Source organism: Allobosea sp. UC22_33 (assembly GCF_042700715.1).
GTDB lineage: Bacteria > Pseudomonadota > Alphaproteobacteria > Rhizobiales > Beijerinckiaceae > Allobosea.
The window spans coordinates 1,106,063-1,129,660 of sequence record NZ_CP170556.1 but is presented as its reverse complement, the minus strand read 5'-3'; the positions used below and the strand labels follow the sequence as shown (position 1 = coordinate 1,129,660).

21 protein-coding genes and 1 pseudogene are annotated in these 23,598 nt (G+C 67.5%); 10 read left to right on the top strand and 12 right to left on the bottom strand.

All coding sequences use genetic code 11. The annotated features are described in order from the left end of the window. Positions 1 to 53 precede the first annotated feature (53 nt). A complete protein-coding gene (locus ACFJGT_RS05305) occupies positions 54 to 1,466 on the bottom strand; it encodes an amidase (protein ID WP_377846596.1) in 1,413 nt (470 codons plus the stop codon). 11 nt (positions 1,467 to 1,477) lie between these two features. Further along, positions 1,478 to 2,707, bottom strand: a complete 1,230-nt coding sequence (locus ACFJGT_RS05300; protein ID WP_377846594.1) for a M20 family metallo-hydrolase — start codon at positions 2,705 to 2,707, stop codon at positions 1,478 to 1,480. Positions 2,708 to 2,851: 144 nt separating this feature from the next. Here ACFJGT_RS05300 and ACFJGT_RS05295 point away from each other — a divergent pair, with 144 nt between their 5' ends. From ACFJGT_RS05295 to ACFJGT_RS05285, 3 genes are all read left to right on the top strand, one after another. Continuing rightward, a complete protein-coding gene (locus ACFJGT_RS05295; protein ID WP_377846591.1) occupies positions 2,852 to 4,258 on the top strand; it encodes an MATE family efflux transporter in 1,407 nt (468 codons plus the stop codon). Positions 4,259 to 4,453: 195 nt separating this feature from the next. Beyond that, on the top strand, positions 4,454 to 5,215 hold the full coding sequence (locus ACFJGT_RS05290; protein WP_377846589.1) for a L,D-transpeptidase: 762 nt from the start codon (positions 4,454 to 4,456) through the stop codon (positions 5,213 to 5,215). A 156-nt stretch (positions 5,216 to 5,371) separates the two neighbouring features. Next, positions 5,372 to 6,172: a DUF2076 domain-containing protein gene (locus ACFJGT_RS05285; RefSeq protein WP_377846587.1), complete on the top strand. Its 801-nt coding sequence runs from the start codon at positions 5,372 to 5,374 to the stop codon at positions 6,170 to 6,172. Between the two features lie 94 nt (positions 6,173 to 6,266). Here the strand turns inward: ACFJGT_RS05285 and ACFJGT_RS05280 are convergent, their stop codons facing one another. Together ACFJGT_RS05280 and ACFJGT_RS05275 are read right to left on the bottom strand one after the other, a co-directional pair. After that, positions 6,267 to 6,968, bottom strand: coding sequence for a L,D-transpeptidase (locus ACFJGT_RS05280; RefSeq protein WP_377846585.1), 702 nt, complete (start codon positions 6,966 to 6,968; stop codon positions 6,267 to 6,269). Between the two features lie 281 nt (positions 6,969 to 7,249). Then, positions 7,250 to 8,680 carry a lipopolysaccharide biosynthesis protein gene (locus tag ACFJGT_RS05275; protein WP_377846583.1) on the bottom strand — a complete coding sequence of 477 codons (1,431 nt, stop codon included), beginning with the start codon at positions 8,678 to 8,680 and terminating at the stop codon, positions 7,250 to 7,252. A gap of 213 nt (positions 8,681 to 8,893) precedes the next feature. On the opposite strand from ACFJGT_RS05275, the gene ACFJGT_RS05270 reads away from it, so the two are divergent. Together ACFJGT_RS05270 and ACFJGT_RS05265 are read left to right on the top strand one after the other, a co-directional pair. Then, positions 8,894 to 9,385: a GNAT family N-acetyltransferase gene (locus tag ACFJGT_RS05270; RefSeq protein WP_377846580.1), complete on the top strand. Its 492-nt coding sequence runs from the start codon at positions 8,894 to 8,896 to the stop codon at positions 9,383 to 9,385. Beyond that, entirely contained in the window at positions 9,382 to 10,224 is an 843-nt protein-coding gene (locus ACFJGT_RS05265; RefSeq protein ID WP_377846578.1) for a DMT family transporter, read from the top strand. The genes ACFJGT_RS05270 and ACFJGT_RS05265 overlap by 4 nt, the downstream gene beginning before the upstream one ends. Here the strand turns inward: ACFJGT_RS05265 and ACFJGT_RS05260 are convergent. The 3 genes from ACFJGT_RS05260 to ACFJGT_RS05250 all read right to left on the bottom strand — a co-directional run bounded on the left by ACFJGT_RS05260 (position 10,211) and on the right by ACFJGT_RS05250 (position 11,709). Beyond that, positions 10,211 to 10,639 (bottom strand): DUF1801 domain-containing protein, encoded by a 429-nt coding sequence (locus tag ACFJGT_RS05260; protein WP_377846576.1) that lies wholly within the window; start codon positions 10,637 to 10,639, stop codon positions 10,211 to 10,213. The two genes, ACFJGT_RS05265 and ACFJGT_RS05260, sit on opposite strands and share 14 nt — an antisense overlap. Before the next feature lie 62 nt (positions 10,640 to 10,701). Then, the gene (locus ACFJGT_RS05255) at positions 10,702 to 11,184 is read right to left on the bottom strand and encodes a PaaI family thioesterase (RefSeq protein ID WP_377846574.1); all 483 of its coding nucleotides are present in this window, start codon (positions 11,182 to 11,184) and stop codon (positions 10,702 to 10,704) included. Between the two features lie 69 nt (positions 11,185 to 11,253). Then, a complete protein-coding gene (locus ACFJGT_RS05250) occupies positions 11,254 to 11,709 on the bottom strand; it encodes a MarR family winged helix-turn-helix transcriptional regulator (protein ID WP_377846572.1) in 456 nt (151 codons plus the stop codon). Positions 11,710 to 11,938: 229 nt separating this feature from the next. Here ACFJGT_RS05250 and groES point away from each other — a divergent pair, with 229 nt between their 5' ends. The 5 genes from groES (at position 11,939) to ACFJGT_RS05225 (ending at position 18,786) form a co-directional block, all read left to right on the top strand. After that, on the top strand, positions 11,939 to 12,226 hold the full coding sequence (groES, locus tag ACFJGT_RS05245; protein ID WP_061964603.1) for a co-chaperone GroES: 288 nt from the start codon (positions 11,939 to 11,941) through the stop codon (positions 12,224 to 12,226). Positions 12,227 to 12,273: 47 nt separating this feature from the next. Then, entirely contained in the window at positions 12,274 to 13,911 is a 1,638-nt protein-coding gene (gene groL, locus ACFJGT_RS05240; RefSeq protein ID WP_377846569.1) for a chaperonin GroEL, read from the top strand. A 216-nt stretch (positions 13,912 to 14,127) separates the two neighbouring features. Then, the gene (phnD, locus tag ACFJGT_RS05235; protein ID WP_377846567.1) at positions 14,128 to 15,042 is read left to right on the top strand and encodes a phosphate/phosphite/phosphonate ABC transporter substrate-binding protein; all 915 of its coding nucleotides are present in this window, start codon (positions 14,128 to 14,130) and stop codon (positions 15,040 to 15,042) included. 152 nt (positions 15,043 to 15,194) lie between these two features. Further along, on the top strand, positions 15,195 to 16,307 hold the full coding sequence (locus ACFJGT_RS05230; protein WP_377846565.1) for a branched-chain amino acid ABC transporter substrate-binding protein: 1,113 nt from the start codon (positions 15,195 to 15,197) through the stop codon (positions 16,305 to 16,307). Positions 16,308 to 16,692: 385 nt separating this feature from the next. Further along, positions 16,693 to 18,786 (top strand): ABC transporter ATP-binding protein/permease, encoded by a 2,094-nt coding sequence (locus tag ACFJGT_RS05225; RefSeq protein WP_377846563.1) that lies wholly within the window; start codon positions 16,693 to 16,695, stop codon positions 18,784 to 18,786. 95 nt (positions 18,787 to 18,881) lie between these two features. Here the strand turns inward: ACFJGT_RS05225 and ACFJGT_RS05220 are convergent, their stop codons facing one another. From ACFJGT_RS05220 to hisS, 5 genes and pseudogenes are all read right to left on the bottom strand, one after another. Continuing rightward, positions 18,882 to 19,367 (bottom strand): META domain-containing protein, encoded by a 486-nt coding sequence (locus tag ACFJGT_RS05220; protein ID WP_377846561.1) that lies wholly within the window; start codon positions 19,365 to 19,367, stop codon positions 18,882 to 18,884. Positions 19,368 to 19,501: 134 nt separating this feature from the next. Beyond that, positions 19,502 to 20,488, bottom strand: a complete 987-nt coding sequence (hisG, locus tag ACFJGT_RS05215) for an ATP phosphoribosyltransferase (protein WP_377846558.1) — start codon at positions 20,486 to 20,488, stop codon at positions 19,502 to 19,504. Next, entirely contained in the window at positions 20,485 to 20,940 is a 456-nt protein-coding gene (locus ACFJGT_RS05210) for an ATP phosphoribosyltransferase regulatory subunit (protein ID WP_377846556.1), read from the bottom strand. Before ACFJGT_RS05210 ends, hisG begins: the two co-directional genes overlap by 4 nt. Before the next feature lie 184 nt (positions 20,941 to 21,124). Then, positions 21,125 to 21,568: pseudogene (locus ACFJGT_RS05205) on the bottom strand (ATP phosphoribosyltransferase regulatory subunit); the annotation flags it as partial. Positions 21,569 to 21,802: 234 nt separating this feature from the next. Then, on the bottom strand, positions 21,803 to 23,443 hold the full coding sequence (gene hisS, locus ACFJGT_RS05200; RefSeq protein WP_377846554.1) for a histidine--tRNA ligase: 1,641 nt from the start codon (positions 23,441 to 23,443) through the stop codon (positions 21,803 to 21,805). Positions 23,444 to 23,598 lie beyond the last annotated feature (155 nt).

Below are 23,598 nucleotides of genomic sequence, written 5' to 3'. Positions count from 1 at the left end.
GCTCTCGGACGGTCCTTTTCGGCCCGTTCCGGGAAAAGCGAAAATAATCGCGATTAAATCGGTTTGACCGGTTCATCCACGCGGGCGAAGGGCCGAGCCTGCTCGAAGGCTGCAGCCGCCCGCAGCACGAGCGCATCCTTGCCGAAGGCTCCGACGATCTGGAGCCCTGCGGGCAGGCCCGCTTTGGTCAACCCACAGGGGACGGAGACCGCCGGCTGCTCGGTGATGTTGAAGGGGTAGGTGAAGGGCGTCCAGCGCGTCCAGTCCTCGCCATAGGCGCCGTGCTCTGGCGTATCGCGCCCGACCGCGAAGGCCGGCAGCGGCAGGGTCGGCGTCAGCAGCAGGTCATATTGCTGGTGGAACTGCGCCATCTTGTAGGCCAGCGCGTTGCGCTGGTTCAGGAGCGCATCGACATAGGCCGAGGCGGGGATGCGCTCGCCCTGCTCCGCTACCGCGACGAGGCCGGGGTCCATCTGCTTGCGGCCGGCCGCATCGATACTCTTCAGCGCCAGCGCCGCGCCGGACGACCAGAGCGTCATCAGGATATCGATGGGATCATCGAAGCCGGGATCGACCTCCTCCACCGTCGCGCCAAGCTCGGCGAAGGCCTGCGCGGCGGCAGCCGTCAGGGCGGCGATCTCGGGATCAACAGTCACGGACCGGCCGAGGCGCGGCGACCAGGCGACGCGCAGGCCCCTCATGCTGCCCTTGAGGCCATCGACATAATCCGGCGGGCGATCGAGCAGCGCGGTCATGTCGCGTGCGTCGGGCTGGCCGATCACCTTCATGGCAAGCGCCGTGTCGGTGACGGTGCGCGTCAGCGGGCCGAGATGGGCGAGGAAGCCCATGACCGAGATCGGCCAGGCCGGGACGCGGCCATAGCTCGGCTTCAGGCCGACGACGCCGGTGAAGGCCGCGGGAATGCGGACGGAGCCCGCGCCATCCGTACCGATATGGATGCAGCCGAGATTGAGCGCCGCGCAGACCGCCGCGCCCGAGGACGAGCCGCCCGGTCCGGTGCCGGTGTTCCAGGGGTTGCGCGTGATACCGGTCAGCGGCGAATCGCCGACGCCCTTCCAGCCATATTCCGGCATGGTGGTCTTGCCGAGGAAGACGGTACCCGCCTCGCGCAAGCGCGCTGCAACCGGCGAATCCTCGGCAAAGGGCACGTCCGAGGCGATCGCCGAGCCGCGCTGCATCGACCAGCCGGCGACGCCGAGATTGTCCTTGATGGTGACGGGCACGCCGTCGAGCGGGCCGATCGCCTCGCCCTTCAGCCAGCGCGCCTGCGAGGCTTCGGCCATGGCCAGCGCTCCGGCGTCGTCGCGGACGGCGAAGGCGTTGACGGCCGGCTCGAAGCGCTCGATGCGGGCGAGCGCATCCTTCGCCACTTCGACGGGGGAGAGCTGCTTGCTCGCATAGAGCGGGCCGAGCTCGGCGGCGGACAGCGTGGCGATCGTCGTCATGCGGGAACCTCTCAGGCGTTGGCGACGCGCCAGGCGGTGGTGAGCAGGATATTGGCACCGGCGACCATGTCGTCATCGGTGCTGAACTCGGCCGGGTTGTGCGAGAGCCCGCCGATCGACGGGATGAACACCATCGCCGTCGGGCAGAGCCGCGCCATCATCTGCGCGTCATGGCCGGCGCCGGAGATCATGCGGCGGATCGGCAGGCCGAATTCGCCGGCGCTGCGCTCGACCTCGGCAATGATCTCCTCTGCGAAGGGCGTCGCCGGGAAGCGGGCGAGATCGCGGAAGGAGATCTCGATGCCGTCGCGCTCGGCGAGCTCGGCGCAGAAGGCGCGGACCGCGGCCTCAGCCTGGGCGAGCGGCTGATCGAGCGGATTGCGCAGGTCGAGCGTCATCACCACGGTCTCGGGCACGACATTGACGTTGCCGGGCTGGACACGGATGACGCCGCTATTGGCGAGCTGATTGGGAATGGTCCTGGTCAGTTCGTTGGCGAAGATGTTGATGCGCGCGGCCGCCAGCCCCGGGTCCTTGCGATAGGCCATCGGCGTCGTGCCGGCGTGGCTCGGGCGGCCCTTCAGGGTCAGCTCCAGCCAGCAGATCGCCTGGATGCCGGTGACGGCGCCGAGCCCGCCGCCCTCGTTCTCCAGCACCGGCCCCTGCTCGATATGCATCTCGATATAGGCATGGGCCGGCAGGAAGCCCGGTTTCTCCGCGCCCTCATAGCCTATGCGCTTGAGTTCGGCGCCGAGGCCAACGCCCTCGGAATCAACCTCCTTGTGGGCCGCCTCGACACTCATGCCGCCGGCCCAGACATAGGAGCCGAGCATGTCCGGATGGAAGCGCGCGCCCTCCTCGTTGGTGAAGGCGATCACCGCCATGTCACGCTTCGGCGTCAGCCCGGCATCGCGCAGGGCGGCGAGCACCTCGACGCCGGCGACGACGCCGAGCGCGCCGTCGAAGCGCCCGCCGGTGCCGACCGTGTCGATATGCGAGCCCATGACGACGGCGGGGCCGTCCTGCTGCCCCTTGAGGATGCCGACGATATTGCCGATGGCGTCGATGCGGGTGTCGAGGCCGAGCGCCTTCATCTGACCGACCAGCCAGTCGCGCCCCTGCTTGTCTTCATCAGTCAGGGCGAGGCGGCGGCAGCCGCCTTCCGGCGTCGCACCGATCTTCGAAAGCTCGGCAAGGCGCGAGGTCAGCCTCGCGCCGTCGATCCTCAGATTGGTGCTCATCCGTCCAGGCCCTCCGTCGTCGGCAAGGCAAGATGCAGACCGCGACGGCGGTTGTCGACCCGCGTCCAGCGCATCGGCTCCGGACGGTGGAGCGCGCGGCAACGGCTATTTCGGTGCTCGGATCGGCGGTAGAAGCGGCGCCCCATGTCCGAGATCGCCGCATCCCGCCCGCTTCGTCCCTGGCTCGCAGAGGCCAGCGCCATGCTGGCCCTGAGCTGGCCGATGGTGCTGACCAATGTCGCGCAGAACGCGATGACGGCGACCGACGTCATCATGATGGGCCATCTCAGCCCGGAGGCGCTGGCGGCCGGCGCACTCGGCAGCAACCTCTACAACGCCGTCCTGATCTTCGGCATCGGCGTGATGGGCGCGGTCTCGCCGATGATCGCGATCGAGCTCGGCCGCAACAGGCATGCGGTGCGCGACCTGCGCCGCACCGTCCGGCAGGGATTCTGGGCGGCCGCCACCATGGTCGGGCCGATGTGGCTCTTCCTCTGGCAGGCCGAGTTCATCCTCAGGGCGATGGGTCAGGATCCCGCTCTCTCCAAAGCCGCCGCGTCCTATGTCCACACGCTGCAATGGGGGCTGCTGCCCTTCTTCCTGTATCTGTGCCTGCGCGGCTTCGTCGCCGCGCTCCTGCGGCCGCGCTGGGCCTTCATCGTCGTGCTGTTCGCGCTGGCCTTCAACGCCCTCGCCAACTGGTGCCTGATGTTCGGGCGGCTGGGCTTTCCGGCGCTCGGCCTGCCCGGCTCCGGGCTGGCGACCGCCCTGTCATCGACGCTGATGTTCGTGGGGCTCGCGCTCGTCGTCGTGCGCGACAGGCGCTTCCGGCGCTATCACCTGCTCGGCCGCTTCTGGGTGCCCGACTGGCCGCGTTACCGCGCCTTCTGGCGCCTGGGCCTGCCGATCGGCCTGACGCTCGCCTTCGAGGTGGTGATCTTCAACGGCGCCGCCTTCCTGATGGGATTGATCGGCGCGTCATCGCTCGCGGCGCACGCCATCGCGATCCAGATCGCCTCGCTGACCTTCATGGTGCCGCTCGGGATCGGCCAGGCCGGTACGGTCCGTGTCGGCCGCGCCCTCGGCGCCGGCGACAAGGAGGGCATCCGCAGAGCCGGCACGATGGCCCTCGTCCTCGCGCTGAGCTTCATGACCTTTACGGCCCTGCTGATGGCGATCGTGCCGGAATGGCTGGTCGCGCCCTTCCTCGACCGCTCCAAGCCCGGCGCAGAGGCAGTGGCGGAGCTGGCGATGCTCTTCCTGTTCTATGCCGCCGTCTTCCAGATCGTCGACGGCGCACAGGTCATCGGCTCGTCGATCCTGCGCGGGCTCGGCGATACCCGCCTGCCGATGATCTTCGCCGGCATCGGCTATTGGGGCATCGGCCTGCCGCTTTCGGCTGCGCTGGGCTTCCTGACACCGCTCGCCGGGCGCGGCATCTGGATCGGGCTGGCGATCGGGCTGACGGTCGTCTCCGTGATGATGCTCTGGCGCTGGTGGGCCCGTGAAAGGCTGGGGCTGCTCAAATGGGGGCTGCAGGAAGCGGCCTGAACGGCCGGGCGGAGCCTCCCGGGCGGCCCACCCGCCTGTTGCCGAACGGCCACAGTGTTGCGCGGACACAATTTGGCCATCTCCTGTTCACCCCAAGGCCATCTCGGCCGCCTTGAACAGGGTTCGTCAACGGCGCATGGAACCACGGCGCCGTCCCGCAGTTCATTCATGCCCGTAACGCCGAGTTGTCCGCCGATGTCCTCCGTCCGCCCGCCCGCCTCCCCCCTCGCCCGGCCGACCCGCCGCGTCTTCGCGGCGCTCAGCCCGCTCTTCCTGGCGGCCTGCGTCAGCCAGCGCCAGCAGCCCATCGAGGCCGCGGCCTATCAGGGGCCGCATATCAGCGCCGAATATCTGGCGATGTATGGCGAGCGACCGGATGAACAGCATCCGCTGCCCGCGACGGATCTCTCCGAGGTCGAGCCGCAGTTCCTGCGCCGCATCGTCTCCTACCAGACCCGCGAACAACCCGGCACGATCGTCGTCGACACCGATAACCGCTATCTCTATCTCGTGATGGAAGGCGGCCGCGCCGTGCGCTACGGCATCGGCGTCGGCAAGCAGGGCATGTCCTGGCGCGGCCGCGCCACGGTCGCCCGCAAGGCGCAGTGGCCGCGCTGGACCCCGACCCCGGCGATGATCGCCCGCGAGCCGGAGCGGAACCGCCCCTGGGCCGGCGGCATGGCCGGTGGCATCGAGAACCCGCTCGGCGCCCGCGCGCTCTATCTCTACCAGGGCGGTCGCGACACGCTCTATCGCATCCATGGCACCTCCGAGCCGTGGTCGATCGGCAAGTCGGTGTCCTCGGGCTGCATCCGCCTGTTCAACCAGGACATCATCGACCTCTATGGCCGCGTCCCGACCGGGGCGACCGTCGTGGTGCTCAACCGCGGCACCCTGCAGGCACCGTCCGAGGTCGACGAGATGCCGCCGCCGGACGACGATCTCGGCAGCATCTGACGCCGGGCGATCCATCGGTTGTCGCATCGGATTCTCCCGGAAGGTGAAATCCACCTTTCGGTCCGATGCGGTCGCAGCACCGCCTTGATACTGTCACAGGCCGATCCCACCTCTTGAGCACGGCGCAACCGCGCTGCACAACGAGAGGAGATGACGATGACGCCGCAAGAACGCGACGTGATCGCCGGGATTTTCGACCGCCTTCGGCAGGCAGCCAACCAGCCTCGCGACCCCGAGGCTGAGACTTTCATCGCGGAACGCCTGCGCGAGCAGCCCTATGCGCCCTACGCCATGGCCCAGGCGGTCTATGTGCAGGAGCAGGCGCTCACCAACCTGAACCAGCAGGTCGAGAGCCTGCAGGCGCAGCTGCGCGAGGCCCAGAACCGCGCCAGCGAAGCGGCGCAGCCGCAGGCCGGCGGCTTCCTGTCGGGCATCTTCGGCGGTGGATCGGTGCCGCGCACCGGCTCGGTTCCGCCCGTGCCGCCGCGCAGCGATGCCCCAGCTCCGTCAGGCGTCTGGAACACGCAGTCGCAGGCGCAGGGCGCGCCCGGTCAGGCCATGCCGATGCAGGCACAAGGCCAGCCCGGCCCCTGGAGCAACCAGCCGCAGCAACAGGCCCGCGGCGGCGGCTTCATGGCGAGCGCGCTGACCACCGCGGCCGGCGTCGCCGGCGGCATGATGCTCGGCAATGTGCTGACCAACGCCTTCGGCGGCGGCAGCAAGCCCGCGAGCCAGACCGCGAGCGACACCGGGGCGAGCGCCAGCTCGACATCGGCTGCGCCGCAGCAGGCCGCGGCCGATCAGAGCGCCAGCGCCCAGCCCGCAGCCGACCAGACCGCCGGGGATAGCGGCTACGGCCAGGGCTATGACGGCGAGGCCAATTACCAGAACGCAGGCCATGACGACGCCGATCCCGGCTTCGACGATGGCGGCGGGGACGACGATAGCTGGGTCTGAGAACCTCCACCCGGTCTTGCCCGCCGGATGAAATGCAAACGGCGGCTCGCCTGGCGAGCCGCCGTTTTTCATGGTGTCGGGTGTGGCTTTCGCCTCAGATCACCAGCACCTTCGCGCCGACGCGGACCCGTTCGTAGAGATCGGTGACGTCGTCATTGGTCATGCGGATGCAGCCCGAGGACACGGCCTGCCCGATCGTGTTCGGCTCGTTGGTGCCGTGGATGCGATAGAGCGTCGATCCCAGATACATGGCGCGCGCGCCCATCGGGTTGTCGGGACCGCCGGTCATGAAACGGGGCAGATCGGGCCGGCGCTTCAGCATCTCGGCCGGAGGCGTCCAGCTCGGCCATTCCGCCTTGCGGGTGATCGTCTTCATGCCGGCCCAGGAGAAGCCCGGACGCCCGACACCGATGCCGTATCGCATCGCCCGGCCACCCGGCTGCACCAGGAAGAGGAAACGCTGCGGCGTGTCGATGATGATCGTGCCCGGCTTGTGCGGGCCGTCATACGCGACTTCCTGCTTGCGGAAGCGCGGATCGACGATGTGCTGGATGCCCTGCTGCGGCTCGACCGGCTCGCCGAGCGCAGCCATGCGGCGCGTGGCGCGTGGCTGGCGCGCCGCCTCGAACGGATCAACCTCGTAGCCGCCCTGCGGCTGCATGCGCTGGCCATAGGCGTAGCCGCCCGGACGGTTATAGACGGCACTGCCACGGCCGGCAGGGCTCGGGTCGCGGCCTGTCATCAGCATCTCGATGAAGCCGCCGCCGTAATTGCCGCGCCCGCCACCGGCAGCCATCGGATCGTTCCGGCGCGGCGTAGCCGTAATTCTGGCGGTAGCCTTGCGCGGCAGCCGGCCCGGCCGCGGCCAGGGCTCCGGCAACAGCGAGGAGCGGAAGGAAGATCTTTCGACGCATGACGCAAACACTCTCGACATCGACTGTCGGAAGCCTGCGTTGCGCCTTCAAAGGAATGGTGAATCGTTGACTCTCAGCGGCAAAAACCGACCTGAAACCGCTCAATTCGCAGAATTAACCTTAGCGAGCGGTCAAGCGACAGGGTGAAGGAAACCTTGCCGCCTCACCGACGCGCAGAGCGCCGGGCGAGCCAGCGCAGCTTGAGGCCGGTGCGCCAGCGGCCGACATCGCAGGCCAGGATGACCGCCGCATAGACCAGCCCTCCAAGTACGATCTGGAGCGGCAGCTCCAGCACCGCCGGCAACATGCCGCGCAGCGGCCAGATCGCCAGCCCCATCGCAGCCCCGGCAGCGAGGACGCAACCGATCTCGCGCCAGGGCGGCCCGACCGGAAGCGCGCGCAACGCCACCACCGCCGTGACCAGCAGCGCCGTCAGATAGGCGGCGCTCTGTGCGACCGCGACCGTCGTCGGCGCGAGCGCGCCCGGCAGGGCGAAGATGATGATGAGATTGACGGCCAGTCCCATCAGGGCGGCAAGGGCGGCGATGAGCGTGCGTTTCGCCAGGAGAAAGACCGGAGCCAGCGCCGCCTGGAACAGCGCGATCGCGGCGAAGCCCGGCAGGAGCAGCGCCATATGGCCGGCAAAGTGGCCGCGGAAGCCTTGCGGGACGAAGAGCCGCTCGAAGGCGGGCAGGATCAGCCAGAAGCCGAGCCCGACCGGCAGCACGCAGGCGACGACGACGACCATGTTGCGGGCGATGCGCTTCTGCGCCGCGACGCGCCCGCGCGTCTCGTCGAGGCGGATGATCTCGCGCAGCAGCACGATCTCGAGCATCGAGGCCAGCACCGGGAAGAGCCGCAGGCCGATATCGGAGGCCAGCGAGAAATAGCCGGCCTCGGCGAAACCATGGCTGTCGGCCAGGATGGCGCGATTGATGAGCGGGATCGCGGCATAGACCGCATTGCCCGCGACCAGCGGCAGGGCATAGCGCGCGAAATTGCGCATCAGGTCGGTTCGGACCGCTCCCGGCGCCGGCTTGGCATCGGACAGCCGGCCGCGATTGGCGAGAACCGCCGCGACCGCGCTGAGCACGCCGCCGAGCAGGACCACAGTCGGGTCACGGGTCCACCAGGCGCCGCCGACCATCAGCAGCAGGGCGGCAACGCTGCGGACGAGGACCAGCCGGGCATAGGCTGCGTCGAGGAAGCGGGCGCGGGCGATGGCTGCGTGATAGTCGAACCAGCCGGCGGCGATGCCACCCGCGACCGCGGCCATCAATAGCGCCGCCGGCAGGCCGGTATCGACGCCCGCCAGCATCGCTGCCGCGAGAAGCCCGCAGAGCGACAAGCCCACGCCGGCAAAAAGCAGATCGAGCGTCGCCCGGATGCCGGGATCGCTCTCCCGGCTCTGGAGCGAATAGAAGCGGACCACGGAGATCTTCAGCCAGTCGAGCAGCGCCGTGTTGACGAGCACGACGGTCGCGGCGCCGATGGCGTAGAGCCCGAAGGCTTCCGGGCCGAGGAACAGGGCGACGAGCAGCCCGAGGACGAAATTCAGCCCGGCATTGACGATGAAGGGCAGAAGAACGGTCATCGTGCCTTCGTCACTCCCTTCCGATCCTGCGGCTGCCACGCCGAAGCGCTCGACTCAGCGATCCCCGCGCCCTCGAAACCGGGGGTAGCCGGACGAAACCGGTTTTCCAAGAGGCGTTGCAAAGCACCGCCCGCTCCGCCCTGCCGCCACGGCATTGGGCGATGCCATTCCCGCATCTTCACGGCGACAGGATTTGACCGTAAGGCCAACATCATGACGACGCCCATCCGGCCTGCCCGAGACGACGATTCCGGCCCGCTTTCCGCCCTCATCGCGGCGAGTTTCGCCGAGTATCCGGGCTGCGTCTTCGTCGAGGACGAGCTGCCCGAATTGCGCCGGCCGGCATCCTATTTCGCCGCCAAGGGCGGCATGCTCTGGATCGTGGACGGACCGGAAGAGCGCATCGCCGGCTCGCTCGGCGTCAGGCCCGTATCCGAGCAGAATGCCGTCGAATTAGCCAAGGTCTATGTCGACCCCGCCTTCCGCGGCGCCGGGCTGGCGCAGACCCTCTTCGCCAGGGCACTCGATTTTGCCGAACAGGGCGGCTTCACCGAGATGACGCTGTGGTCGGATACGCGCTTCACCCGCGGCCATCGCTTCTACGAGAAGCTCGGCTTCGCGCGCTGGCCGGGCGAGCGCTATCTCGGCGATGCCTCGGAAAGCTGGGAATATCATTTCCGCAAGCCGCTTCGCGGCGCCCCGTGACCCTCTCGATCGCCTTCCGGGCCGCCCTCGGCATCGCCCTGCTCACCGCCATGGACGGGGTGATCAAGGGCCAGATGCAGCAGCATCCCTTCATCGTGGCGCTGTTCATGCGCTTCGTGATGGGCGGCATCTGCGCGCTGATCGTGCTCGCCATCGCGCGGCCGCCCCGGCCAACGCAGGCCAGCCTGATCGGCAATCTCGCACGGATTCCTCTGGTGGTGCTCACCGCCAGCAGCTTCTTCTACTCGGTCTCCGTGCTGCCGCTGGCGGAGGCGCTGACGCTCTCGTTCCTCGCGCCGGTCTTCGTCGCGCTGCTCGGCGGGCTCCTGCTCAAGGAGAAGATCGACAGGCGCATCCTGCAGGCGCTCGGCTTTGGGATCGCCGGCATGCTGGTCATGGTCTGGCCGCGGTTGCAGGGCCATGTCAGCGGCGCCAGCCTCGGCGTGGCCGCCGCACTGTTCTCGGCGGTGAGTTATGCCTTCAACCTGATCCTGCTCCGGCGCATCGCGCTCAGGGAACACCCGACCGTCATCGTCGCCTTCCAGAATGTCGGGCCCGCGCTCTGCCTCGCCGTTCCGGCGGCGCTTGCCTTCGTGCCGATGACGCTGGCGGATCTCGCGGCCTATCTGTTTGCGGGAGCGCTCGGCGTTGCAGGCCACCTCACGCTGACCTCGGCCTATGCCCGGGCGGCCGCCTCGCGCCTGGCCCCGATCGAATACACGGCGCTGATCTGGGCGAGCCTGCTCGGCTTCTTCGTCTTCGGCGAAGTGCCGCTCTACACGACCTATCTCGGCGCCTTGCTGATCGTCGCGGGCGCCATCGCCGTCAGCCGGCGTTGATGGCGCCCTTGAGGTGGTAGGTCAGGGCGAGCGCGATGCAATGGTCGAGCGCTTCCGTCGGCACAGCCTCGCCAAGGCGGAACACCAGAGCCCGCTCGCCATCCACGCGCAGGATGGCGGGGTAGAGCTGCCGGAACGTGCCTGCCAGGCTGGTCTGACAATGGACGTAGAGCGCGTAGGCGTCAGGCGCGCTGCGGACCGGGCCGAGCCGGATCGTCGTACCGATGCGCGCTCGGGCGGGATGATAGGCCGGCTCGTTCCATTTCAGGGTTTCGGCGAGAGCGCCGATGGCGGGCGTTGCAGCCGCGACGTCGAAGATGCGCTGGCGTAGCTCAAGCAGAGGATGCTGCAGTTGCGCCGGGAAGGAACGGTATCGCGCCGCGACATCCGGCGTGTGGAACGGGACGAACGGCATCGGGCAGCTCCCGCGACGGTGCTTGTCCCATAGCGCAGCCGCAGCAGGCCGAACAGCGCCGCTCAGACTTCCGCTCGCTTGCCGGGCAGGATCAGGCAGGTCTCCGTGCCGTGCGCGAGCAGCTTGCCGCGGGCATCGACCAGCCTCCCCTCCGTCGTGATCACCGTACTGCCGCGATGGATCAACTTGCCCTCGCAGCGCACCGGGCCGCTATCCGGCATGACCGGACGGACATAGTTCAGCTTCATCTCAAGCGTGGTGTAGCCCTCGCCGGGCTTCAGCGTCGCATGGGCGGCGCAGGCCATGGCGGAGTCGAGGATCGTCGCGGTCCAGCCGCCATGGATCGTGCCGAGCGGATTGAAGAAGCGCGCCGAGGGCTGGCCGACGAAGACCACCCTGCCCTCGTCGGCCTCGACCAGCTCGAAATCCATGGCATCGGCGAAGGGCGGCGCCGGATTGGTGCCGGCGATGATCCCGCGCAGGAAGCTCAAGCCATCGCCCGCGACCAGGTCCTCGCGAGACACCACCCCAACCGTGCGATTCATGCCAATCTCCAATCGTGTATCTGCACGATAGAGACATGGACCTGCGACGGTCAACCGACGAACCCAGCTTCAGCGCTCGCCGCGCGCGGCCCGGCGCAGCGCCTTCAGGCCGTCGCGGGTCTCGCGCCAGCGGTCCTCGCCAAAGCCGCCCTCGATCTTGTCCTGCGCCGCACGCCAATAGGGGATCGCGGCCTCGATCGCGGCCTTGCCTTTCTCCGTCACCGCATAGACCGATGCCCGCCCGCGGCACTCGACCGGCTCGACCATGCCCTCGGCCGCCAGAAGCTGGAGGTTGCGCGTCAGCGACGTCCGCTCCAGTGCGAAGCGTTCCGCCAGCTCCGTGACCGATTTCCACTGCCCGGTCGATAGCGCCGAGAGCAGTACGAACTGTGTGATCTTGAGGCCGCTCGGGCGCATTGCCTCGTCATAGGCCCGCGTCACGGCGCGTGCGGTCATGCGGACATGCAGCGCGACGCAGGAACGGGCGATGGCGTCGAGGCGCGGGTCGGGCGAGGGCGTCGTCATTACGCCATGTTAGCGTGTTCAAGCGCTGCTGCCAGCAGGCCTGCAGGGACCTGCGACATCGCATCCGCCGGCATTCACTTTATCGCGGGGCGCTTCCTTGACTCTCCGCGACCTCGCGCCTATCTCCGGCTGCAACTGTTAGCACTCTCACTTGGTGACTGCTAACAGCGTCCCCCGGGTGCCCGTCAGCGGCGCCCGAACCGAATAAGATCGAGAGGAAGACAGAACCATGAAGTTCCGTCCGTTGCATGACCGCGTCGTGGTCCGTCGCCTGGATGGCGAAGAGAAGACCAAGGGTGGCATCATCATCCCCGAGACCGCCAAGGAAAAGCCCCAGGAGGGCGAGGTCATCGCCGTCGGTTCCGGCGCGCGTGACGAGGCCGGCAAGCTCGTTGCCCTCGACGTCAAGAAGGGCGACCGCGTCCTGTTCGGCAAGTGGTCCGGCACCGAGGTCAAGATCGATGGTCAGGATCTCCTGATCATGAAGGAATCCGACATCATGGGCGTCGTCGGCTGATAGCCGCCTGACCGCCTCTTCCGTTTCCAGTTCAAGGAGTAGCTCTCATGGCTGCTAAAGACGTCAAATTCGGCACCGATGCCCGCGACAAGATGCTGCGCGGCGTGGATATCCTCGCCAATGCCGTGAAGGTGACGCTGGGCCCGAAGGGCCGCAACGTCGTGATCGAGAAGTCGTTCGGCGCCCCGCGCATCACCAAGGACGGCGTCACCGTCGCCAAGGAGATCGAGCTTTCCGACAAGTTCGAGAACATGGGCGCCCAGATGGTCCGCGAAGTCGCTTCGCGCCAGAACGACCACGCCGGCGACGGCACCACGACCGCCACCGTTCTCGCCCAGGCGATCGTCCGTGAAGGCGCCAAGTCGGTTGCGGCCGGCATGAACCCGATGGACCTGAAGCGCGGCATCGACCTGGCTGTCGAGGCCATCGTCGCCGACCTCAAAAAGAACTCCAAGAAGGTCACGTCGAACGCGGAAGTCGCGCAGGTCGGCACCATCTCGGCCAACGGCGACGAGTCGGTCGGCAAGATGATCTCGACCGCCATGCAGAAGGTCGGCAACGAGGGTGTCATCACCGTCGAGGAAGCCAAGACCGCCGAGACCGAGCTCGACGTCGTCGAGGGCATGCAGTTCGACCGCGGCTATCTCTCGCCGTACTTCATCACCAACTCGGAGAAGATGGTCGCCGAGCTGGAAGACCCCTACATCCTGATCTTCGAGAAGAAGCTGTCCTCGCTCCAGGCGATGCTGCCGATCCTCGAGGCCGTCGTGCAGACCGGCAAGCCGCTGCTCATCATCGCCGAGGACGTCGAGGGCGAGGCCCTGGCCACGCTCGTCGTCAACAAGCTCCGTGGCGGCCTCAAGGTCGCGGCCGTCAAGGCTCCGGGCTTCGGCGATCGCCGCAAGGCCATGCTCGAGGACATCTCGATCCTGACCGCCGGCCAGATGATCTCGGAAGACCTCGGCATCAAGCTCGAGACCGTGACCCTCCAGATGCTCGGCCGCGCCAAGAAGGTGCGCATCGAGAAGGAGAACACCACGATCATCGACGGCGCCGGCAAGAAGAAGGACATCGAGGCTCGCGTCGGCCAGATCAAGGCCCAGATCGAGGAGACCTCCTCGGACTACGACCGTGAGAAGCTCCAGGAGCGTCTGGCAAAGCTCGCCGGCGGCGTCGCGGTCATCCGCGTCGGCGGCGCGACCGAGGTCGAGGTCAAGGAGAAGAAGGACCGCGTCGACGACGCCCTGAACGCGACCCGCGCTGCGGTCGAAGAAGGCATCCTTCCCGGCGGTGGCGTTGCGCTCCTGCGCGCCCTGTCCTCGGTCAAGGGCATCAAGACCCAGAACGACGACCAGAAGACCGGCGTCGAGATCGTCCGCAAGGCGATCATGGCTCCGGCCCGCCAGATCGTCGACAACGCCGGCGATGACGGCGCGGTCGTGATCGGCAAGCTGCTCGAGTCGAAGGACTACACCTACGGCTACAACGCCCAGACCGGCGAGTACGGCGATCTGGTCAAGGCCGGCATCATCGACCCGACCAAGGTCGTGCGCACGGCGATCCAGGACGCGGCTTCGATCGCTGGCCTGCTGATCACCACCGAGGCGATGGTTGCCGAGCTGCCGAAGAAGGACTCGCCGATGCCCCCGATGGGCGGCGGCGGCATGGGCGGCATGGACTTCTGAGGAAGTCCAGACGCCCAAAGCGTCTGAATTCCGAAACCGGGCAACCCCGGTTTCGGGGGCGGCATGGACTTCTGATCCAGCCTCTCAGGCAATTACGGAAGGCCCGGCGCAAGCCGGGCCTTTTTCGTTTCACGGCACTGTCATCCGGCCGCCATCCGGCCGTCGTCGCGGGCGCGCATCGAGGCGCCATCAAAACTCACCGCGACAGAGATGATCATGCCGACACGCCGTTCCTTTCTTGCCGGCCTCGCCGCCAGCAGCGTCGCTCCTGCTTTCGCTCAAGGCGCGGACTGGCGGCAGGGCATCAAGGAGGTGCGCTTCGGCGTCTCCTCCGCCGAGAACGAGGCCGGCGCGATCGCCCGGACCCAGCCGATGGTGGATTACCTGACGCAGCGCCTCGGCGTGCCCGTGCGCTTCTTCCGGGTCTCGGATTATGCCGGCCTCGTCGAGGCGATGCGCGCCGACCAGGTCGACTTCGCCCGCTTCGGGCCTGCGGTCTACGCGCTCGGCCGCCGCGTGCTCGGCGACAAGCTCCAGCCGCTGATCCGTGACGTCGATAACCAAGGGCAGGAAGGCTATTACTCCGTGCTGCTGGTGCGGGCCGACAGCGCCTATCAGAGCCTCGCCGATCTCAAGGGTAAGGTGATGGCCTTCGCCGATCCGAACTCGACCTCCGGCTACGCCTTCCCCGCCTATTTCCTGCGCAAGCAGGGCATCGACCCCAAGGCCCATTTCAGCGGCACGGTCTTCTCCGGCGGCCACGACAATTCGGTGCTGGCGCTGGTGCGCGGCCAATTCGACGTCGTCGCGACCTATCAGGTCAATGCGGAGCATGGCGTCGCGCAGCGGCTGGCCCAGAAGGGCATGATCCCGTCCGGCTCGACCCGCGTGCTCTGGACCTCGCCCCTGATCCCGGCGAGCCCGTTCTCGGTCCGCGCCAACCTGCCGCAGGGGCTTAAGGACGATTTCGTCGCTGCGATGAACGCGATGAAGGAGGCCGCCCCCGAGGCGTGGAAGAGCTTCACCGACGGCCATGTCTCGCGCTATGCGCCGGCCCGCCACGAGGATTATCTCGACGTGATCGCCGTCACCGAGGAGCTGGAAGCCCAGCGCAAGGCACGCAGCGGCTGAGCGCGGGCGCCTCCTGCCACACCGCCATGCATTTCCCGCCAAGGCTGATGAAAGCTTGGGCAGTGCCCTCCGTCGGCTTCCTGGCCTATACAGGTTGCAAGCGATCCCGAACAGGATCGCGCGCTAAAGTTGCATGTCGTAGGGAGATGCAGATGAAAAAGTCACAGCTTTTGTCGGGCGCCGCATTGGCCGCCGCCCTCTTCCTCTCCGCCCAGGCTGCGCAGGCCGACATCACCATCGGGCTCGTCGCGCCGCTGACCGGCCCGGTCGCCGCCTATGGCGACCAGGTCAAGAACGGCGCCCAGACCGCCGTCGACGCCATCAACAAGGCTGGCGGCGTGCTCGGCGAGAAGCTTGTGTTGAAGCTTGCCGACGATGCCGGCGATCCGAAGCAGGGGGTCTCCTCCGCCAACCTGCTGGTCGGCGAGAAGGTCAAGTTCGTGGTCGGCCCGGTGACCTCCGGCGTCGCCATGGCGGTCTCGGACGTGTTCTCGGAGAGCGGCGTGCTGATGGTGACGCCGACCGCGACCTCGCCGGCGCTGACGACGCGCGGGCTGACCAATGTCTTCCGCACCTGCGGCCGCGACGACCAGCAGGCCGACATCGCCGCGACTTACGTCCTTAAGAACCTCAAGGACAAGAAGATCGCGATCGTCCACGACAAGGGCACCTACGGCAAGGGCCTGGCCGATGCCTTCCAGAAGGGCATCAATGCCGGCGGGCTCAAGGAGGTCATCGCGCTGACCGTCAATCCCGGCGACAAGGACCTCTCGGCGGTGGTGACGCGGCTGAAGGCCGCGAATGTCGAGGCGATCTATTTCGGCGGCTATCATCCCGAGGGCGGCCTGCTGGCGCGCCAGCTCGCCGATGCCGGCGTCAAGGCGGTGATCATCGGCGGCGAAGGCCTGTCCAACACCGAGTATGCCGCGATCGGCGGCGACCATGCCACCGGCACGCTCTTCACCAACGCGACCGACGCGCTGAAGAACCCCGACTCGGCCCAGGCCGTCGCGGCGCTGAAGGAGAAGGGCATCCCGCCGGAGGCCTTCACGCTGAACGCCTATGCCGCCGTCGAGGTGCTCAAGGCCGCGATCGAGAAGGCCGGCAAGCCGGGCGATGCCAATGGCGCCGCCAAGGCGCTGCAGTCGGGCATGCTGGTCAAGACCGCGATCGGCACGCTGACCTATGGCAAGACCGGCGACCTGAGCTCGCCGAGCTTCTCGATGTACAAGTGGGACGCCGGCAAGATCGTCGCCGCGCAGTAACCTGCGGGCAGCCGCCCCGCCCTCTTCCAGCCAGGCACCCCGGACGCGCCACGCTCGTCCGGGGTGTTTCGTTTTCAGACGCGCCGCACGACATTTTGCAAGAGCGCGGGTCATCCCGGACAAGCTGCGCAGCAGCGCCGATCCGGGATCCATGCCGGAACTTCCCCGGCGAAGGTTCCGGCATGGATCCCGGGTCTCCCTGCGGTCGCCCGGGATGACCGCGCGTTTTTCTAGAAGCCGGTCCCCTGGGTGGTTTGGCGCCTCGCGGCCACCTCTCCGCCAGATGACAATTTGCTCATCCGGGCGCGTCGCCATTGAAAGGCCACGCCCGCTGCGACATGGTCCGAATCGTGGCTTTCACCGTTCCCCGCCAGGATTCCCACCCATGCGCTTGTTGAGCATCCTCGTCGCCGCGCTGGCGGCCGCCACGCTGGTCATTGGCCAGCAGGCCGGCTCAGCCGCCTTGATCGGCATGGGCGTCATCGGCCTGCTGCTGGCGGTGGTGACCTTCCGCTCGCCGGTCCTGCCCTTCTTCCTGCGCATCTTCTCCAGCGTCTTCGCGATCGAATACCTCGTATTTGGTGGAGCAGCGATCGCGGCGCAGTTCGGCTGGTGGCCCACGACACTCGGCCTCCCGCCGGTGCCGACCAGCCTGCCGACGACCGTCGGCGTCTTCGCGATCCTGATCTACGCGATCTCCTTCGTGCCGGTGATCGGGCGCATCGCGCGCATCGCCTCGCCGTTTTTCGAATCCGACGAGGTCACGACCGGCAACCTCTGGCCGATCGGGCCGTTCCAGGTCCGGTTGGGGCGGCTCGCCGTCGCGCTCTTCGTCTTCCTGATCGTGATCAACCAGGCCCAGGTCGGCATCACGCTGAGGATCTCGTTCTTCAGCCGCGACATGTACGACGCCCTGCAGAACAAGGACGCATCAGCATTCTGGTATCAGCAGCTCCAGGTCTTCGTGCCCTGGGCCAGCATCTGGGTCATCTCCGGGCTGATCGAGCTCATCGCCAATTACACCCTGCTGATCCGGTGGCGGCAGTTCATGGCCAAGGAGTACAGCCAGCGCTGGCTCGACCATGCGACGCATTACCGGATCGCGCTCGCCGGCACCGTCGACAACCCCGACCAGCGTATCGCCGAAGACACGCGCTCCTTCGTCAACCAGACCTATAACTTCGCGCTGCCTCTGCTCTCGCAGGTCTCCACGCTGGTCTCCTTCTCGATCGTGCTGTGGAGCGTCCCGGCCGTCTTCACCCTGCCCGGCACCGGGCTTGTGATCCCCGGCTACATCTTCTGGGTAGCGTTCTTCTACGCGGCGGCGGCGACCTGGATCACGCATCTGATCGGTCGCCCGTTGATCCGCCTCGAATTCGAGCAGGAGAAGCGGGAGGCGAATTTCCGCTTCGCCCTGGCCCGCTTGCGCGAGTATTCCGAGCAGATCGCGCTGATGGTCGGCGAGCCGACGGAGCGCGCCCATCTCGCCCGGCGCTTCGGCGACATCGTCGAGAATTTCTACCGCCTGGTCTGGCGCCGGCTGAAGCTGACCAGCTTCACCTTCTCCTACAATCAGCTCAGCGTGGTGATGCCGACGATCATCCTGGCGCCCTACTACTTCGCCGGCACGATCACGCTCGGCGTCATGATGCAGGTCGCCGGGGCCTTCGACCGGGTGCAGGCGGCGCTGTCCTTCATCATCAACAGCTATTCCTCGATCGCCCAGTATCTCGCCGCCATCAGCCGTCTGACGACATTCGAGGCGGCGATCGCCGAGGCACAGCACGGCGCGATCAGCGAGGAGGCGCTCGGCCGCGAGAGCTCGCGCGACGAGAGCCTGCATATCCGCGACGCGACGCTCCTCCTGCCGAACGGCAAGCCGATCGTGAAGCTCGGCGCGCTCGATCTCGGGACCGTGCGCTCGACGCTGCTGATCGGCCCTTCCGGTTCGGGCAAGTCGACGCTGTTCCGCGCCATCGCCGGCATCTGGCCCTTCGGCGACGGCAAGGTCGGCATTCCCGCCGAGGCCGACATCATGCTGCTGCCGCAGCGGCCCTACCTGCCGCAGGGCTCGCTCAGGGCGGCGCTCGCCTACCCGGCCGAGGAAGGCGCCTATGACGACGCCGCGATCCGCGCCGCGATGGAGAAGGTCAAGCTCGGCCATCTCACTGAGAAGCTCGACGAAGTCGACCTGTGGGGCCAGCGCCTCTCGGGTGGCGAGCAGCAGCGGCTCGCTGTCGCGCGCGCGCTCTTGAGCAAGCCGGACTGGCTCTTCCTGGACGAGGCGACCGCGTCGCTCGACGAGAAGCTGGAGGGCGAGATCTACGCGACGATCGATCGCGAACTGCCGCACACCCGCATCGTCTCGATCGGTCACCGCGCGACGCTGCGCGCCATGCACGACGCCATCGTCACCATGGAGCCCAATGCGGACGGCACCTTCACGCCGACGCCGGCCGTCAAAGCGCCGGCCGCGTAAGGCGGCCGTCTCCATTATCCCGCAACGAAAAAGGGTCGCTCACGCGACCCTGTTTCTATCCGCCTGCGGCGATGCCCCGGCGACGGGGCGGCCCATCAAAGCGAGCGGCTGAGCGTCAATTCCCCGGCCCCACCCTTCAGGACGAGGCGGCCATTGACGATATCCCATTTGTTCGTCGCGCGCAGCGCAATCAGGAACGCCTTCTCGAAATCGAGCAGGCCCTTGTCGCAGCTGCGCTTGGTCAAGGCGATAGGGCCGACCGCCAGCCCCTGCTGACGCAAGGGATAGGCGGAGGCCGAGAAGGTGTTGCAGCCACCGAAGCCCGTGCCGCGCAGGTTCTGGTCGATCATCAGGGTCGCACGCCGATCCTGGACCGGCTTGCCGTTCAGCGCCACGACGCTCCAGCTCGCGCCCAGCGGGAAGGTCTTCTCCTGCTGCGGCATCGGTATTGGCGTGCCGCCCCCCGCCCGCTCTTCAGCAGAAATCGCCGGTCCCCGGCGCTGCGCAGCTGCTTCGCCCGGCATCAGCATCGGCACGGCCAGTGCCGCAAGAACGGCCGCAAGGCCAAGGCGTCGGATCATGATCGTCTTACCCGCATTCACTCGCACGGCAACGCGACGTGCCGCCAAACCGGTTAACACGCCTAGAGGCCAATTGGTTCGGGATCAAGACTGAACCGCAGGCGATCCCGTCATTCCGATGCTGCCGCGCAGCATCAGATGCGGGCGTTCAAACGCTCCAGCAGGCGGTTCGCACGGCGGAAGACGTAAGCGGGAGCGCTGACGGTGATATCGCCGGCACCCAGACCGTCGAGATGCTCGACCAGTGCGAAGACCGCCTTGTCCGGGCAGTGCAGCGTCAGCGGCGTTCCGGTCACTGGTGCGCCGAAGGGCAGGCGCGCGCCGAAACGCTCCTCCAACCCGGCCAGCGTCTCAGTGGCGAGATCGAGCCGGGCGCGGATCTCGCGAACCGTCCGCCCCTCCTCCTCGGCCGCGATGCGCGACAGGATGGTCTTGGCCGCCGCCTTCGCGCGCTCGCCCCAGGGGGCCTGCATCGAAGCGACGAGATTGGCCTCAGACGCCAGCATCACGCCATCGTCGAGCACCTTGAGCGCATTGGCGGAGAGCGTCGCGCCGGTCGTGGTGATGTCGACCACGATCTCGGCCGTGCCGGCGGCCGGCGCGCCCTCAGTCGCGCCGAGGCTTTCGACGATGCGGTAGTCTGCGAGGCCGTGTTGCGCGAAGAAGCGGCGGGTCAGGTTCACGTATTTGGTGGCGACGCGCAGCTTCTTGCCGTGGCGAGCCCGCATGGCGGAGGCGACGTCGTCGAGATCGGCCATGTTGCGCACGTCGATCCAGGCCTGCGGCACGGCGACGACGACATTGGCCTGGCCGAAGCCGAGCGGGGTCAGCATCTCGACGGCAGCGTCGGCATCGGAAAGCTGCTCGCGGACGAGGTCCTCGCCGGTGATGCCGACATGGGCGGCGCCGGAGGAGAGCTGCGCCACGATCTCGGAAGCCGAGAGGAAGGCCACCTCCGCGCCGTCGACGCCGGCAATGGCTCCGCGATAGTCGCGCTCGCCGCGCGACTTGACGAATTTCAGGCCGGCGCGGCCGAAGAAGGCGGTGGCGTTCTCCTGCAGGCGCCCCTTGGAGGGCACGGCGAGGACGAGCGGGGCGTCGTTGTCGGGCAACTGGCTCATGCGGCGTCTCCCGTCAGGCGGTCGAGCCAGAGCGAGGCGCCCACAGCCGGGATCGGCCGGCTGGCGCCCAGACGTCCGAGGACGTTGTCATAGCGGCCGCCGCCGGCCACGGGCTTGCCGTCGCCGCGGGCGGTGTCGTGAAGCTCGAAGATGAAGCCGGTATAGTAGTCGAGATTGCGGGCGAAGCCGGCCGAAAAGCGGATCGCGCCGATATCGACGCCGCGGGCGGCGAGGAAGCCGGTGCGCTCGTCGAAAGCGTCGAGCTGGCGGCAGATATCGAGCGAAGCCTGGTCGGCGAGCGCACGCAACGAAGCGGACGCCGCATCGGGATCGCCGGAGACGGCGAGTACCTGCGCCAGCAGCGCCTTGACGTCGCCATTGACCGGGTTCTCGCGCTCGGCCGCGCGCGCCAGGAAGCGTTCGGCGATATCGGCGGCGGAGCGCCCGCCCACGGTCGAGATTCCCGCGATCGAGAGCACGTCCTCGACGAAGGCGCGGGCAGCCTTGGGGTCCTGCCCTTCCAGCGCCTTGAGCAGGCCGGCATGGGCGGCCTCGCCCTCGGCAGCGGGGGGGATCGAGCGCGTCGACGGCCTCTGCGCCCTTGCCCTGCACCACGGCGCGGACCAGCCGGCGGCGAGCGCCCTGCGGGACGTTCAGTCCGTCGAGCAGCGCGCCGAGCACGGCGACATCGCCCATGACGATGCGGGGTTCGGCGAGGCCGAGCATGGCCGTCGCATCGATAGCCAGCGCCATGATCTCAGCGTCAGTGGCGGTGAAGTCGCCGCGACCGAAGGATTCGAGTCCCGCCTGCAGGAACTCGCCCGGCTCGCCGGAGCGCATGCGGAAGACCGGGCCGGCATAGGCATAGGCCGCCGGCTCGGTCTTGCCCGAGGCGATGTGATCGAGCGCGACGGGGATGGTGTATTCCGGGCGCAGACACCAGTCGCGGCCCTCTGCATCCTGCGTCATGAAGATGCGGCGGCGGATATCCTCGCCCGAGAGATCGAGGAAGACATCGGCCGGCTGCAGGATCGCCGGCTCGGCATGGGCATAGCCCTCGCCGGCGAAGAGCGCGATCACGGTCTCGATGCTGGCGCGGCTTGCGGGCACGGCTCGTCCTGTCCTGTTGCGAGCGCCGTCCTAGCAGTCGCGCCGCCGGTTTTCGAGGGATTTGAATGAAATGGGTGAACGGGAATCGAAGGGAGCCGCCTTCGTCATGGTCGGCTCGTCCCGACCACCCACGTCTTCGCCCGACTGAGGCTGCGCTCAAGACGTGGATGCTCGCCCCAAGGGCGAGCATGACGGCAGCGCCCTTTACGAATGTCGCGCCAGCACCCGCTTCACGCCCTCGACCAGTTCCGCGACCGGCACGGCGAACTGGGCTTCGGCCTGCTTGGCCTTATGCTCGGCGGAATCCTTGACGTCGCGGCTGGCGGCGGCGAGCTCGGCCCCGAGGATCAGGTCCTTGATGACGACCGTGCCGGCCTCGCGCTCCGACGAGCCCTGAATGATCGCGCAGACCGCGCCGCGGCGGTCGGCATATTTCATCTGGGCGTTGAAACCGGAGGCCCCGAGATAGAGATCGGCGCGCAGCAAAGGCCTACCGTTCTCATCCTTCGCCTGCCGGAGAGCCGAGACCATCGCCTGATAGCCCGGCATGAATTCCGGCGACTTGTTGTCCATCGCGGTGACGACGACGAGCGGAAGCTCGTTGCGGCTGTCGACGATCGGAGACTTCACCGCCTTCAGCGCCGAGAAGAGACGCGAGACGCCGATGGAGAAGCCGGTGGCCGGCACGGGCTCGGGGCGGAAGCGGCCGACAAGGCCGTCATAACGCCCGCCGCCCGCGACGGAGCCGAAGCGCACGACCTGTCCGTCCTCATTGGTGACCGGGAAGGTCAATTCCACCTCGTAGACCGGGCCGGTGTAGTATTCGAGGCCGCGGACTACGGAGGGGTCGATGCGGATGCGGTCGGGGCCGTAGCCGGCGGCCTGCAACAAAGCAGATATATTTGTAAGTTCCTGAATTCCGGCTCGATATTTGTCGTTGATCATGAATCTTGAACGCGCGACGGCGGCAGCAGCCACCGAATCGTCAGCTTTAAATTCTTCATCGACGAAGCCTAAACCACTCATGGTTTGGATTGCTTCATAATCGGTCGGAAAGAGCGCAATAGCGTCCTGAACCATGTCATCGGCTTCAGCCGCATTCAAAAGCCCTAGAATTTCGTCAATTGCATCCGAGTGAAGCCCCGCGCCCTTCGTAAAGTCCCCGCTCTCATCCTTCCGCCCCTCGCCGAGGAGCAGGCGCACGCCCTCCGGCCCGAACTTGTCGAGCTTGTCGATCGCCCGCAGCACGGTCAGCCGGCGCCCGGCATTCTCCTCGCCGCCGAGGCCAATGGCCTCCATCACGCCGTCGAGCACCTTGCGGTTGTTGACCTTCACGACGTAGTCGCCGCGCTTGATGCCGAGCTTTTCCATCGTGTCGGCGGCGAGCATGCAGATCTCGGCATCGCCCGCGACGGTGCCCGATCCGACGATATCGGCGTCGAACTGCATGAACTGGCGGAAGCGGCCCGGCCCCGGCTTCTCGTTGCGGAAGACATAGCCGACGCGATAGCTGCGATAGGGCTTCGGCAGCGCGTCGAAATTCTCGGCGACATAGCGGGCGAGCGGCGCCGTCAGGTCGTAGCGCAGCGAGAGCCACTGATCGTCATCGTCCTGGAAGGAGAAGACGCCCTCGTTCGGCCGGTCCTGATCCGGCAGGAACTTGCCGAGCGCGTCGGTGTACTCGACGAAGGGCGTCTCGACCGGATCGAAGCCATAGACCGAGAAGCTCTCGCGGATGACGGAGAGCATACGCTCGGTGGCGGCGACATCGGCCGGGCCGCGATCGACGAAGCCGCGCGGCTGGCGGGCCTTCAGCTTGGCAGGAATGGGCTTGTCGGCGGACATGGGGGCGAACTCGGATTGGGGCGTGCGGTACAAAACGTACGAGGCGGGTTAGACCGCCGCGACGCAGGGAGCAAGTCGCGGGGCGTCATTCTCGGGCGGAGCGAAGCGCAGACCCGAGAATCTCGCGACGAGAAGGCGCCTACGCCCCCTTCGGC